The organism is Methylosinus sp. RM1 (genome assembly GCF_011378635.1).
GTDB classification, from domain to species: domain Bacteria; phylum Pseudomonadota; class Alphaproteobacteria; order Rhizobiales; family Beijerinckiaceae; genus Methylosinus; species Methylosinus sporium.
On sequence record NZ_WOVC01000038.1, the window covers coordinates 1 to 12,917 of the forward strand.

Here is a 12,917-nt window from a genome sequence, read left to right on the forward strand (position 1 = left end):
TCGCACGAAAACGCATTCGCCCCGAGTTCGTCATCACATGGTCGTTATGGCGACGAGCGCACCAAGCCGAAGCAAGGCGAGCCCATCTGAAAAAGCAACTGTAATGCTAGGCTTTTCCAGGTCGGTCATCGTTTCTCCCGCCGCGAAAAATGGATAGAATATCGTCGCGTCAGCCTATTGCGCGGCTCATCGTCTCGCAAGCCAGCGGGGCACCGCGCTCGGCCGCTTCCCACAATGCGTCACGCGCCGGCTCCGAGCTCCCTCTCGTCCAGCGCCACGGATTTCACCAGCGCATAGACTTGCGCGCCGACGCTCAAATTCATTTCGGCGACCGAAAGCCGCGTCGTCGCCGAGACGACCTTGCCGCCGCCTTCGAGCTCGAGCCGCACGAAGGCGAGCGGGCTCTCGTCCTCGTCGATCGCGGCGATGCGGCCGAGCAGCACGGTGCGAATGCTGGTGTTCTCGGGCTTGTGATAGGCGAGCGCCACGTCAGTGGCGTTGATCAGCACGCGCACTCGCCGGTCGCCATTGGCGACATGCGCCGCGACGATGATCTCGCCCGCCGGATGTGCGAGCCGCGTCACGCCATAGCGCGTATCATAGGCGCCGACATGCGCCTCCAGCGCGCTCACCACGGAGAAGCGCCCGCCTTCTATGTGCCGGCTCGCCGCCGCCAGCGTCTCCGACGGCAGACCCTTGGCGACGATGCGGCCTTTCTCCAGCGAGATCACTTCGTCGGCGAGGCGCAATATCTCGTCGGCCGCATGTGAGACGAGCAGGATCGGAATGGAGAATTCGTCGCGCAGACGCTCGATCAGCGTCATGATCTCCTGGCGGCGGTCATAGTCGAGCGAGGCCATGGGCTCGTCCATCGCCAAAAGGCGGGGCGAGCACAAAAGCGCGCGCGCGAGGCCGACGCGCTGCCGCTCGCCGCCCGAGAGCGCGCCGGCGCGGCGGCGCAGCAGATGTGCGACGCCGAGCGTTTCGATGACGGCCTCGAAGGGCACGCGGCGCTCCGCCTTGGGCGTGAAGAAGCGGCCGAAGAGAATGTTGGTCTTGACGTCGAGATGCGGAAACAGCAGCGCGTCCTGGAATACGAGGCCGATGCGCCGCTTCTCCGGCGGAACGAAAAGCCGCTGCGCCGTATCGACCAGCGTGGCGCCGTTCACCGCTATATGACCCTCGTCGGGGGCGGCGAGGCCGGCGACGAGATGAGCGAGCGTCGTCTTGCCGGAGCCAGACGGTCCATGCAGCGCCAATATGCGGGCCTTGGAGGCGAAGGCGGCGGCGAGAGTGAAATCGCCCCGGCGCAATTTGACGTCGACGCCGATCATTTGCCGGCTCTCGTCGCGTCGGCGCGCTTTTGCAATATTTCCGAGACGACGAGCGCCCCTATGGCGATCGCCGCCGATACGGCCGCGAGCCGCAGCGCGTCGGCGTCGCCGTCCGGCGTCTGGGTGTAGCTGTAGATGGCGGAGGGAATCGTCTGCGTCTCGCCGGGAATGTTGGAGACGAAGGTGATCGTCGCGCCGAACTCTCCGAGCGCCTTGGCGAAGCCGAGAATGGCGCCGACGATGACGCCGGGAGCCGCCAGCGGCAGAGTCACCAGGAAAAAGGTCCATAAAGGGTTGGCGCCGAGCGAGCGCGAGGCCTGCGCCAATCGCTCGTCTATGCTCTCGAAGGAGAGGCGAATCGGCCGAATCATCAGCGGAAAGCTCATGACCGCCGCGGCCAGCGCCGCGCCCGTCCAGCGAAAGGCGAAGACGATTCCGAAATATTCCGCCAGAAAGGCGCCGAGCGGCGTCTTGCGGCCGAGCAGCAGCAGCAGCGCGAAGCCGGTGACGACCGGCGGCATCACCAGCGGCAGATGGATGAGGGCGTTGAGCGCCGTATGGCCGGGAAAGCGCCAGCGCGCCAATGCATAGGCGGCGAATACTGCGATCGGCAGGGAAAATACCGTCGCCGTCCCCGCGACCTTCAGGCTGAGGACGATAGCCGTCATCTCCTGCGGGGAGAATCCGAGCGAAGGCGCAATATCCGAGAGCGTCATGCTCGTGTGCTTACGCCTTCGCTCACGTTACGTCGAGCGCTTATATAGCGCCATTGATCCAGCGCAGCAATTCGCCCTTGGGCGCGGCGCCCACCTTCTGCGAGGCGGCCTTGCCGTCCTTGAAGATGATGAGCGTCGGGATGGAGCGAATGCCCAGCATTCCGGCGACATTGGGATTTTCGTCGACGTTGAGCTTGACGATTTTGAGCTTGTCCTTGAGCTCGGCGGCGATCTCCTCGAGCGCCGGGGCGATGGTGCGGCAGGGGCCGCACCATTCGGCCCAGAAATCCACGACGACCGGCTGGTCGGATTTCAGAACCTCGGCTTCGAAGCTCGCATCGGAGACTTTGACGGTCGCGGCAGACATGGCTTTCCTTTCGAATTGAAACTTTGTCGAAAGAGTAGGAACGGCGCGGCGGCGCGTCAAGCCGAGGCCGATTGCCGAGGCCGCCCGCCGAGGCGGACTCGGCCGGACCGTTGACAGAGGCGGCGCCGAACTGGTCTATGCGGCTGCGCCGCCGCATTCGATCCAGGGAGGTTCGGCCTGTCGCTCGCTCAAATACCGATCGTCGCCTATGTCGCCCCCTTCGAGCGGGCTTGGCACCATAGGGAGCTCATTCGCGCAGTGGTGCGGCGGGAGCTCACCTCGAGGTTCCGCGGCTCCGTGCTCGGGCCGCTCTGGGCCGTGCTCTCCCCGCTGATCATGCTGCTCACCTATACGGTATTGTTTTCTATAACAATTCCGCAATTGTCGGCGGGCATGAGCACAGCCGATTACGCGGCCGGCATCTTCATCGGGCTCATCGTCTTCAATCTGTTCAGCGAACTCGCCTATCGCGCGCCGGGCCTGCTGCATGAGCATGTGACCTTCGTGAAGAAGTCGATCTTTCCCAGCGAGACGATCGCCTGGGTGGCGACGATTCGCGCCTTCGTCTACGGTGGCATCAACCTCGGCGTCTATGTGGTCTTCCGCCTGCTGACGGCGGGCGAGTTGCCGATGACGATTTTCTTCGCGCCGCTGCTGATTCTGCCTTTCGCCTGCTTCATGCTGGGCGTGGTGTGGTTTTTGATGGCGCTCGGCGCCTTCACCCGCGATGTGGCGCATATCATGGTGTCGGTCGTGCCGGTGCTGATGTTCGCGACGCCGATCTTCTACCGTCTCGATCAAATGCCGTCGCATATCTCCATCTGGCTGCGCCTCAATCCCGTCGGCGACTATATAGAGATGCTCCGCGGCGTGGCGCTCGACGGCGTGCTGCCCAATCCTATCGCCTATGTCGCGCTGGCGCTGGTGTCCTACGGGATATTCCTGTTCGGCTATCAGTTCTTCATGCGCTACAAATCGGTCATCGTCGATGTCATCTGAACCCATCATCCGCTGCGACAGCGTCGGCAAGGCCTTCCAGCTCTATCTGCACCGCAACGACCAGCTGAAGCAGGTGCTGTTCGGCCTGTGGAAGAAGTTCTATCAGGAGCATTGGGTGCTCCACGACATAGGCTTTTCGGTCGCCAGGGGCGAGAAGGTCGGCATTATCGGCCGCAATGGCGCGGGCAAGACGACGCTGCTGCAAATTCTCTGCGGCATCACGCGGCCGACGCGCGGCTCCTTCGAGGTAAAGGGCCGCATCGCGCCGATTCTCGCGCTGGGCTCGGGCTTCGACGGGCTGTTGACGGGGCGCGAGAACGCCATGATCGGCGGCGCGATCCTCGGATTGAAGCGCAAGGAAGTGGAGAAGCGCCTGCCGGCCATCGCCGAATTCGCCGATATCGGGCCTTTCTTCGATCAGCCGATGCGGCTCTATTCCAGCGGCATGGTGGCGCGCGTCGCTTTCGCCATCTGCGCCAATGCCGACGCCGATATTCTGATCGTCGACGAGGCGCTGTCGGTCGGCGATGAAGTGTTCCAAGCCAAATGTGAGGCCTTCATCGCCGATTTCGCGAAGAAAGGGACCATTTTGATGGTCTCGCACGATCTGCGCTTTCTCGGCGATCTCTGCGATCGGGTGATCTGGATCGACGAGGGCGCGGTGCGCGAGACCGGCGCGCCGGATGTCGTCATCCCGCATTATCGCGACGTGGTGCTCGCCGCGGCGTGATTCCATCTAAGTCGAGAGGAGGGCGAGCCTTCGGGCTCGCTTCCGACCAGCTCGGTCAGGCCGCGACCGTCTGCGGCTCGGCGGCGATGGTCTCGAAGGCGGGGAGCTCGCGCATCGGGCTGGTGCTCCGATTGCGGCGGTGGATCAGCAGGATCGACGCGCCGATCTCGAGCGCCGCCGCCCCGGCCAGAAGAAAAGCGAAACGCGCATCGGCGCGCAGCAGCGATTCGAGCGCCACCAGAAAGAAGATGTGCGCCGCCGGAATGGCGATGATGACGAAGGAGCTCATGCCCCCGCGCCGTCCCGTGACATTGCCGAAGGTCAGCACCAGCGCCATGGCCAGCAGCGTATGGGCGATGGCGAGCGAGGGCACGCCGAAGCGCTTGGCCGCCTCCGCCATCCATTCGCCGGCCTGGCGGCGGTCGAGCTTGGCGATCTGCCAATTGGCGACGAATTCCGGCAGCGTCAGCTCATAGACGCCGCGCCAATTGCGCGGCGGCAGCGCCTCGCTGCCCTGCATCGGCAGCGCCATGGCGTATTCGTCGAAATTGGCAATGCGCACTTCATCCGTGTCGAAGGGCTTGGTCTGAATGCTGCCGTTGGACAGCGCCACCACGACGCCGGAGGGCTGGCGGCGGAATTCGGCGCGCGCCGCTGTGATCGTCTCCTCCTGGCGCTTCTCGATGGAGATTTGCCGCACGAAGAGATTGACGGCGACGTCCGGCGTCTCCCAGCGCTGGAGATAGAGCGTCTTCACCCCATTGTCGAAAGTGTAGAAATGTGCCGCGTCCAACATGCGGTGATTGAGCGAATTGCGCACCACATTGATGACGTCCTGCAGGCCGCTGGCGTAATAGGGCGCCATGAGATTGGCGATCCCATAGCCGAAGATCACCAGCGCGCCAGCGCAGACGAGCGCCGGCCGGCACAAGGACCAAACCGAGAGCCGCAGCGCATAGAGCACGGCGATCATCCCCTCATTGGACATGCGCGCGAATTCGAGCGCCGTCGCGACGCCGATCGCCATGGGCAGAGTGATGAAGCCGACCGTCGGCATGGTGCCGACCAGCGCCGGGGCCAGCAGGCCGGCGCGAATCGCCGCCGGCGTCAGCGTGTAGAGCAGATAGGAGAGCACGACCGGCACGATGAGCGCGAGCTGGACGACGAGCGTGCTGAACAGGATGCGCCGTGCGAGATAGAGGAAAAGTAGGCGAGGCATGTGTCCTGTTCCGTGCGACGAAATCGACCCGTCCCGGAGGGAGGGCCGCCGCCGCACGGCAGTCTCATAGCGGAATTCGGCCTATTTGCGAAATTTTTCCCAGGCGGCTTTGGAAAACTCCTTCCACGAGGCGTCGAAAACGCCCGTCGAGGGGAGGGCGGTCGCCCCCGCCCAATGGCAGAAGTAGATTTCCTTGCCGTCGGGATCGAGCGGCTTGCCCTCGGAGAAGGTGATTCCGGGCGCCTGATAGAAGCTCTCATGCGAGGCGCGCTCGACGCAATGCGGCAAAAGCGTGATGGCGAGCCCGCGCCGATGCGTCACGAAATTCACCAGAGGCTGGGCGAAGAGCTGCCCGCGCTTGCGCACCTCATGGAAGAGCTTGGCGTCCTCGCGCATCGTCTCGATGAAATGATCGAGCTTCAAATATTGGTTGGACGTGACCCAGAAGCCGTCGTTGAACAGCAGCGCGTCGCGCAGGAAGGGGTAATTGGCCTTCTTCTCGTTATAGACATATTCGAAGCTCGGCGAGGCGACGATGAATTCCGTCTTCTTGGCCTCGAGCCGGCCGAAAATGGGCGAGAAATCGCGATAGAGCACCACATCGACATCGACATAGGCGACCTCGTCCAGCGGCAGGGCGAGGGCCTGCAGCTTGCGCAGCCGGCGGCGATTGCCGTTGAACGGGCCGGGATAGAGCTCTGCGGCGAGCCGGTCGATCGCCTCGGGAACCTCCTCGATGAAATGCGCGCCGTATATGTCCGCCGCGCGCCGCGTCTGCGCGACATTCTCGTCATAGGGGATGAGATAGAGCGGCAGATGCGCGTTGGTCTGCGCATAGCTCTCGAGGAAGGGGAGCAGCCAGTCGATGATCTTGTCATTGCCGACGATGGCGATTCCATAACGCTTGCCGGCCGCGGCCCCGCTCTGGTCCGGGGCGGAGCGTGGCGGGGAAAAATCTGGATTTGCGGGTCGAAGGCTCATATACCCCGTCTACTTGGAAACGCCGCCGCAGGGCAAGCGGGGGCGGGCGGACGGCGCCGGAGTCGGGACATGTGGAAACGCGCAGGAAGAGGCGTTTCCACATGTCCCTTCGAGGGGGGGGGGCGAGCGCCGAAGGCGCTTGGGAGGGGGTGACGCCCCGAGTCTCGGGCCTTCACCCCACTCCGCCCGGCCATAGGGCGTTCTGAAAGGACGCCCGTCGCGAGCGCCGGGCTATGGCGCCCTCACCCTCCCCCTGAAGGGGAGGGTGAGGGCGCCATGCGTCCCATCGTCGCGCGGAACGGGAGGGGTCGATCGAGCAGCTGGTTCCCAACGATGCTTCCGTCGCCGCAGGACCACTCGCGGGGAAGACGGTCGCGGTAGTTCACGCCGCTTGGCATTCTTGCGGCAGCTATCAGGTCAATGTCAGCCAGCTCGAGGCCTATCGCGCGCTCGGAGCGCGGACGATTTCCATCGCTCTGATGGACGCGCCGGCCCCGCGGCCGCCGTGTGGGCCGCGCTGGGAGGCCTATTTCGCCGCCTCCGCCGAGCTGCCGGCCGACAAGCGCTATTTCTGCGGTCCGAGTCGGCTCGCCGCTCTCTCGCCGTCCTTTCTCGCCTATGCGTGGTGGCGGCTGATCCATGGCGATCAGGCGACCTGGCTCGTCGAACTCGCCAAGCTCGTCGCTCTTCCTCCCGGTTTCGCAGACGAGAATGTCGATCTCGTGCATGCGAATCATTACTTCACGCTGCCCTTTGTTGCTCGACTGCTTCGTGGAAGAAATACGCCGGTCATGGTCGAGACGCAGGACATACAAGCGCGACAATATATTCTGCGCAATCGAGGCGGCTTTTTCCTCCCGCCCTATGTGACCTATGACGATATGTTGTCGATAGAGCTCGAGTGGATGCGCGCGGCGGATCTCTGCATACACCTCAATGAGGAGGAGCGGGCGGAGTTCGCCCGTCTGCTGCCGCAGGCGCGGCATCGCCTCGTCTATCCCGCCATCGCGGCGGTTCCCTGCGGGCCGGGCGGCGATCGCATCATCATCGTCGCCAGCGACAATTACGGAAATTTCGTCAGCCTGCGCTGGTTCCTGCGCGAGGTCGCGCCGCTCGCCCCCGGCGTCGAGGTGGAGATCTACGGCAATATCGACTCCGGCGTGAAGCGCCTCGACAAATCGCTCTACGAGTCCCACCGCGCGCTGTTCAAGGGGCGCGTCGACGATATCGGCGCCATCTATGCGCAGGCCGCCTGCGTGCTGCTGCCGACGATCGAAGGGCATGGCCTCTCGGTGAAGGCGGTGGAGGCGATGGCGAGCGGCGCGCCGCTCATCGCCACGCGGCGGGCGTTTCGCGGCATGGCCATCGATCCCGAGCGGCTCGGCAATGTCATTCTCGCCGATCACGCCGCCGATTTCGCCGCCGCCCTGCGCGAGATCGGCCAGCGTCGCGACGCTGGCGCGCGCGAAGTCTCCGACACGCGCCGTCTCTATGACGATATGTTCAGCCCCGCCGCCTATGCGCGCGCATTGCACGAGACGGTCGCGCCGTTGCTCGTGCGATGAACGACGCCCAAGCGATGAAAGACACGGCTTCTCTGCCGCTCGCCGGGCGTCATGTCGCCATTGTGCATCCGGCATGGCATTCCTGCGGCACGTATCGCGTCGTGCTGGGGCAGGTCGCCGCCTATCGCGCGCTCGGCGCCCGCGTCGCGCCGGTCGCCATATGCGACATGCCGGGCTTCACGCCGGATCGCGCCTGGCGCTGGCGCGCTTTCGTCGAGGCGACGCCGGAGCTCTCGAAAGGCGAGCGCTGGTTCGGCGGCGCGCCTTTCCATGCTTTCGCGGCGCCGCGCTTTCTGCGCGATGTTCTGTGGCCTTATCTGCATGGCGATCAGGCGGTCATTCGCGCCGGCGTCGCCGAGCGAGCGGAACTGCCGCTGGGCCTCATGGATCGCCGCTTCGATCTCGTGCATTGCAATCATTTCTTCCTGATGTCGGTGGCGAAGCGCCTCGCGCGCGGCGCGCCCATAATGCTCGACAGCCATGATCTGCAAGCGCGCCAATTCGCGTTGATGAACGAGCGTGCGCCCTGGCTGCCGCCGCGCGTGACCTATGAGCAGATGCTCGCTCGCGAGCTGGCGCTGATGCGCGGCGCCGATCTTCTGCTGCATCTCAACGCGCAGGAATATGATGATTTCCGCGCGCTGCTGCCGGAAAAGCAACACGCGCTGCTCTATCCGAGCGCGCCGGAAGCGCCGCTCGGCCCCGGCGGCGAGGATATTCTGCTCGTCGCTAGCAACAATAGCGCCAATGTCGATAGCGTCTGCTGGTTCCTGCGCGAGGCGCTCGGCGATACGAAAATTCCGCATTTACGCATCGTCGGCAATGTCGACGCCGGCGTGAAGGCGCGCGACCCCGCGCTCTTTGCGGCGCATCGCGCATCTTTCGTCGGCCGCATCGACGATCCGGGCGCCGCCTATGCGACGGCGCGGCTCGTGCTGCTGCCGACGATCCGCGGCCATGGCCTCTCCATCAAGACGGTGGAGGCGCTGGCGAGCGGCCTGCCGCTCCTCTCGACGACCCACGCCTTTCGCGGAATGCATGTCGATCTCGCGCGCTTTCCCGATGTGACGATCGTCGACAGCGCGGAGGATTTCGCGCGCGCATTGCAGTCCGCCGTGGCCGATGTGCGCGTTCCCAGCGAGGCGCAACGCGCGGCGAGCGAGATGCGCCGCTTCTATGACGCGCATTTTTCGCTCGACGCCTATCGCGCCAATCTCGCCGCTCTCGCGCCGGCGCTCATCGGCGCGCGTTACACATAGTCCAGCATAGCCGCGAGATCGAAGCTCGAGCGCGTCCCCAGCGCATCGCCATTGTGCTCGAGAAAATCCTCCGCGCGGCGCCGTCCTTCCTCGCGCAGCATCAGCAGAAACTCCCATTCCGCGATCAGCTTGGAGGAGGCCGACAGCTCCGCCGCCATATCGGTGGCGATCGCGTGGATGCGCATGGAGGCCCAGCGCGCGCCCTCGCTATGGCCGGGATCGGCGACATCGCGCAGCAGCGCGATCATGCGCAGCTCTTTGAGCAGCGGCGAGTTGAAGGAAATCTCGTTCAGCCGGTTCAAAATATCGATCGCGCTGCGCGGCGTCTCCTTGCGCTCGATCGGATTGACCTGCACCAAGATCGTGTCCTGCGACGCGCATTCGCGCACCAGCGGCGTGATGGTCGGATTGCCGGCGTAGCCGCCGTCCCAATAGGCCTCGCCGTCGATTTCTATCGCCTGGAACATGGTCGGCAGGCAGGCGGAGGCGAGCAGCGCCTCGGCGGAAAGGTCAGCGTTGCGAAAGACGCGCGCGCGGCCGGTGCGCACATTGGTCGCCGTCACGAAGAGCTTGATCGGCGAGCGCGCCAGACGCTCGAAATCGATGGTCTCGCATAATATGTCGCGCAGCGGATTGGCGCCGGCGGGGTTGAGGTCATAGGGCGAGACGAGCCGCGAGGACAAATCCATGGCGAGAAAGGCCGGCGAATTGTCGAGCGTCCAGCGGCCGAGCAGCATATCCAGCGGGCTGCGCTGCAAAGGGCTGAACCGCGCCGCGGCGGCGACGCGCCGCCAGAACTCCTCCATCGCAACGCGGGCGCCCTCTACGCCGCCCTGCGAGAACCCATGGATGAGCGCGGCGGCGTTCATCGCCCCGGCGGAAGTGCCGGAGACCCCGTCTATGCGCAGCCAGGGCTCCTCGATCAGCCGATCGAGCACGCCCCAGGTGAAGGCCCCATGCGCGCCGCCGCCCTGCAAAGCCAGATCGACGAGGATTTCGTCTCGCATCGCGCTTGTCCCGCCCACAACCATATCCAGGAGAGATAGGGCGTCGGCTTCGCTCGCCATCCCGCGCGGCTCGTGCTGGCATAAAATGCCAAAGGACACTATGATTATAAAAAGCGAGGAGTCCGCCATGCCGACCCGCAACGTCGTTCTCACCGAGAGGCAGGAAAGCTTGATCGAGGCGCTCGTTCAGAGCGGCCGCTATCAGAATGCGAGCGAGGTTCTGCGGGAAGGCCTGCGCCTCGTCGAGAGCCGTGAGATCGAGGAGGCGCGCAAGCTCGAGGCTCTACGCAGCGCAGCGCAAGACGGCGCTTCTGCCTTCGATCGCGCGGAGTTCAAAGAATTCGCCGACGCCTCCGCGCTTCTCGCCCATCTCGACGCGCTCGCCGCTTCCGGGGCCGTGGAAAAGTGACCGAGGCGCCTTGGCGCATCCGCCTCGGCGCCGAGGCGGAGCGCGAATTTCTGCGCATTCTGCAATATACGGCCGAAACCTTCGGGCCGCGCCAGACGGCAATCTACAAAGCGACGCTCATGGACGCCCTCGCCGAGCTGACGCAAGGGCCGAATGTGGCGGGCAGCGTGAGGCGCGACGAAATCCTCCCCGGCGTTCGCACGCTCCACCTCGCAAGGCGCGGCCGCCGCCGCGGACGGCATTTCATCATGTATCGCGTGGCGGAGGGGAAGGTGGTCGAAGTGCTGCGCATCCTGCATGACGCCATGGACCTCGCTCGGCATGTTCCGCCAGATATCGGCTGACGCCGTGGCCAGCTCGGCGCGGAGCGCCTATTTGAAATCCCTTCGCTCCTTCGCGCAGACCGGGCTTGACCCGCGCCGCCGAGGCGCCATTCTCCCGTCATGATCCGCATGGGCAACTCGATCCCTCCCGCCGGCGCGCAGAGCTTCGCCAATCTCGGCGATCGGCCGCGCGAAATCTTTCGTCAGATCGTCGACACCTATCTGTCGAGCGGCGATCCCGTCGGCTCGCGCCAGCTGTCGCGGCTGCTGCCCATGGCGCTGTCGCCCGCCTCCGTGCGCAATGTGATGCAGGATCTGGAGGAGCTCGGCCTCGTCTATGCGCCGCACACCAGCGCCGGCCGCCTGCCGACCGAGCTCGGCCTGCGCTTTTTCGTCGATTCGCTTCTGCAGATCGGCGACATCGCGGAAGACGAGCGCGCGCAGATCGAGGCGCAGGTCGAGGCCGCCTCCAAGGACCATGACCTCGAAGGCGTGCTGGCCGAGGCGACGAGCCTGCTCTCCGGCCTCACCCGCGGCGCCGCCGTGGTGGTGACCAGCAAGGACAATGCGCGGCTCAAGCAGATCGAATTCGTGCGTTTGGAGCCGGAGCGCGCGCTCGCCATTCTCGTCGGCGAGGATGGCTCGGTCGAAAATCGCGTGCTGCAGGTGCCGCGCGACCTGCCGGCCTCCTCGCTGATCGAGGCGGCCAATTATCTCAACGCCCGCATTCGCGGCCTCACCCTCGGCCAGGTCCGCTCGGAGATAGAGGATGCGCGCAAGATCGCGCAGACCGAGCTCGACGAATTGACTGCCCGGCTCGTCGACGCCGGGCTCGCCAGCTGGGGAGGGGCGGGGGCGGAGCATCGTCAGCTGATCGTGCGCGGCCAGGCCAATCTGCTCGAGGATCTGACCGCTATGGCCGATCTCGACCGCATCCGCCTCCTCTTCTCGGATCTCGAGACCAAGACGGAGGTCATCGATCTCCTGGAGCGCGCCGAGACCGGGGAGGGCGTGCGCATCTTCATCGGCTCGGAGAACCGGCTGTTCTCGCTCTCCGGCTCGTCCATGATCGCCGCGCCTTTGCGCGACGGCAACAAGCGCATCGTCGGCGCGCTCGGCATCATCGGTCCGACGCGGCTCAATTACGCGCGCATCGTGCCCATGGTGGATTACACGGCGAAAGTGGTGGCGCGCGTCGTGGGCGGTTAGCGCTCGCGCGCCGATTTGGATAGGGGATTTTCATGTCACGGCCCGACGCTGCATTCGATGCGGCGGCGCATTTCGACGAGGCGTCCGCGACGCGATACGATCGGCGCATTCGATCGTTCTGTCCGAGCTATGACGCGTTGCACCAGATGACAGCAGCTTGGCTCTCGCGCCTGCCGGAGCGCGCCGAATTTCTCTCCGCCGGCTCCGGAACGGGCGCCGAAATTCTCGCTCTCGGCCGCCGCTTTCCTCTGTGGCGCTTCACCGCGGTCGACGTCTCGAGCGATATGACGACGGCTTGCCGCAACCGTGTCGCCGCCGCGGGCATGGCGGAGCGCGTCGCCTATTTCCAGGGGCGTCTGCAGGAGTTTCGATCGGCGACGTCCTTCGACGCCGCTTCGTCGATATTCGTGTCGCACTTCATCGTGGGGCGGGAGGAGAAGCTCGCTTATTTCCGCGCGATCTCGTCGCTGCTGAAGCCCGGAGGATCGTTCCTCCTCGCCGACCTTTTCTGTGACAGAGCTTCGAGCGCATTCGGCGCGCTGCTGGACGCATGGCTGGCGTCCTACGCGTCTCATGGGGTCGCGGCGCCGGAACTGGAGAAGGATCGCGCCCATATCGAGAATGACATCGCCTTCGTTTCCGAGAGCGAATTGCTCGAATTGCTGCACGAGGCGGGCTTCGACGCGCCCATCCGCTTCTATCAGACATTCCTCTTCGGCGGCTGGGCGATGACGAAACGAGTCTGAGCGCGATGGCGCGTGTGTCCGTAGGCCCACAAACAAAAACGGCGCCCCGTGGG

At 64.9% G+C, this 12,917-nt stretch carries 14 protein-coding genes; 8 read left to right on the plus strand and 6 right to left on the minus strand.

Annotated elements, in window-relative coordinates; translation table 11 throughout:
- Window positions 1-239 precede the first annotated feature (239 nt).
- Genes modC through trxA form a run of 3 tightly spaced genes read right to left on the minus strand, consistent with a single transcriptional unit; the run spans window position 240 to window position 2,417 of the window.
- Entirely contained in the window at window positions 240-1,334 is a 1,095-nt protein-coding gene (modC, locus tag FMZ75_RS18030; RefSeq protein WP_142864208.1) for a molybdenum ABC transporter ATP-binding protein, read from the minus strand.
- Window positions 1,331-2,050: a molybdate ABC transporter permease subunit gene (gene modB, locus FMZ75_RS18035; RefSeq protein ID WP_108916696.1), complete on the minus strand. Its 720-nt coding sequence runs from the start codon at window positions 2,048-2,050 to the stop codon at window positions 1,331-1,333. The genes modC and modB overlap by 4 nt, the downstream gene beginning before the upstream one ends.
- A 40-nt stretch (window positions 2,051-2,090) precedes the next feature.
- Window positions 2,091-2,417, minus strand: a complete 327-nt coding sequence (trxA, locus tag FMZ75_RS18040) for a thioredoxin (RefSeq protein WP_108916697.1) — start codon at window positions 2,415-2,417, stop codon at window positions 2,091-2,093.
- A 258-nt stretch (window positions 2,418-2,675) separates the two neighbouring features.
- On the opposite strand from trxA, the gene FMZ75_RS18045 reads away from it, so the two are divergent.
- Window positions 2,676-3,416: an ABC transporter permease gene (locus tag FMZ75_RS18045; protein WP_370464748.1), complete on the plus strand. Its 741-nt coding sequence runs from the start codon at window positions 2,676-2,678 to the stop codon at window positions 3,414-3,416.
- The gene (locus FMZ75_RS18050; RefSeq protein ID WP_166144921.1) at window positions 3,406-4,146 is read left to right on the plus strand and encodes an ABC transporter ATP-binding protein; all 741 of its coding nucleotides are present in this window, start codon (window positions 3,406-3,408) and stop codon (window positions 4,144-4,146) included. Before FMZ75_RS18045 ends, FMZ75_RS18050 begins: the two co-directional genes overlap by 11 nt.
- Window positions 4,147-4,201: 55 nt before the next feature.
- Here the strand turns inward: FMZ75_RS18050 and FMZ75_RS18055 are convergent, their stop codons facing one another.
- Window positions 4,202-5,365 carry an LptF/LptG family permease gene (locus FMZ75_RS18055; RefSeq protein ID WP_108916700.1) on the minus strand — a complete coding sequence of 388 codons (1,164 nt, stop codon included), beginning with the start codon at window positions 5,363-5,365 and terminating at the stop codon, window positions 4,202-4,204.
- An 81-nt stretch (window positions 5,366-5,446) separates the two neighbouring features.
- On the minus strand, window positions 5,447-6,346 hold the full coding sequence (locus FMZ75_RS18060) for a hypothetical protein (protein ID WP_166144924.1): 900 nt from the start codon (window positions 6,344-6,346) through the stop codon (window positions 5,447-5,449).
- Between the two features lie 479 nt (window positions 6,347-6,825).
- Here FMZ75_RS18060 and FMZ75_RS18065 point away from each other — a divergent pair, with 479 nt between their 5' ends.
- Together FMZ75_RS18065 and FMZ75_RS18070 are read left to right on the plus strand one after the other, a co-directional pair.
- Window positions 6,826-7,911 (plus strand): glycosyltransferase, encoded by a 1,086-nt coding sequence (locus FMZ75_RS18065; RefSeq protein ID WP_246659847.1) that lies wholly within the window; start codon window positions 6,826-6,828, stop codon window positions 7,909-7,911.
- Between the two features lie 14 nt (window positions 7,912-7,925).
- On the plus strand, window positions 7,926-9,170 hold the full coding sequence (locus tag FMZ75_RS18070; RefSeq protein WP_166144927.1) for a glycosyltransferase: 1,245 nt from the start codon (window positions 7,926-7,928) through the stop codon (window positions 9,168-9,170).
- Here the strand turns inward: FMZ75_RS18070 and FMZ75_RS18075 are convergent.
- Window positions 9,161-10,201 (minus strand): patatin-like phospholipase family protein, encoded by a 1,041-nt coding sequence (locus FMZ75_RS18075; RefSeq protein ID WP_166144957.1) that lies wholly within the window; start codon window positions 10,199-10,201, stop codon window positions 9,161-9,163. The two genes, FMZ75_RS18070 and FMZ75_RS18075, sit on opposite strands and share 10 nt — an antisense overlap.
- A 103-nt stretch (window positions 10,202-10,304) precedes the next feature.
- Between FMZ75_RS18075 and FMZ75_RS18080 the strand changes: the two genes are divergently transcribed.
- From FMZ75_RS18080 to FMZ75_RS18095, 4 genes are all read left to right on the plus strand, one after another.
- On the plus strand, window positions 10,305-10,586 hold the full coding sequence (locus FMZ75_RS18080) for a type II toxin-antitoxin system ParD family antitoxin (RefSeq protein WP_142862993.1): 282 nt from the start codon (window positions 10,305-10,307) through the stop codon (window positions 10,584-10,586).
- Window positions 10,583-10,930, plus strand: coding sequence for a type II toxin-antitoxin system RelE/ParE family toxin (locus tag FMZ75_RS18085; protein WP_166144930.1), 348 nt, complete (start codon window positions 10,583-10,585; stop codon window positions 10,928-10,930). Before FMZ75_RS18080 ends, FMZ75_RS18085 begins: the two co-directional genes overlap by 4 nt.
- A gap of 99 nt (window positions 10,931-11,029) precedes the next feature.
- Window positions 11,030-12,118: a heat-inducible transcriptional repressor HrcA gene (gene hrcA / locus FMZ75_RS18090; RefSeq protein WP_142862995.1), complete on the plus strand. Its 1,089-nt coding sequence runs from the start codon at window positions 11,030-11,032 to the stop codon at window positions 12,116-12,118.
- Window positions 12,119-12,150: 32 nt separating this feature from the next.
- Window positions 12,151-12,864 carry a cyclopropane-fatty-acyl-phospholipid synthase family protein gene (locus FMZ75_RS18095; RefSeq protein ID WP_166144933.1) on the plus strand — a complete coding sequence of 238 codons (714 nt, stop codon included), beginning with the start codon at window positions 12,151-12,153 and terminating at the stop codon, window positions 12,862-12,864.
- Window positions 12,865-12,917 lie beyond the last annotated feature (53 nt).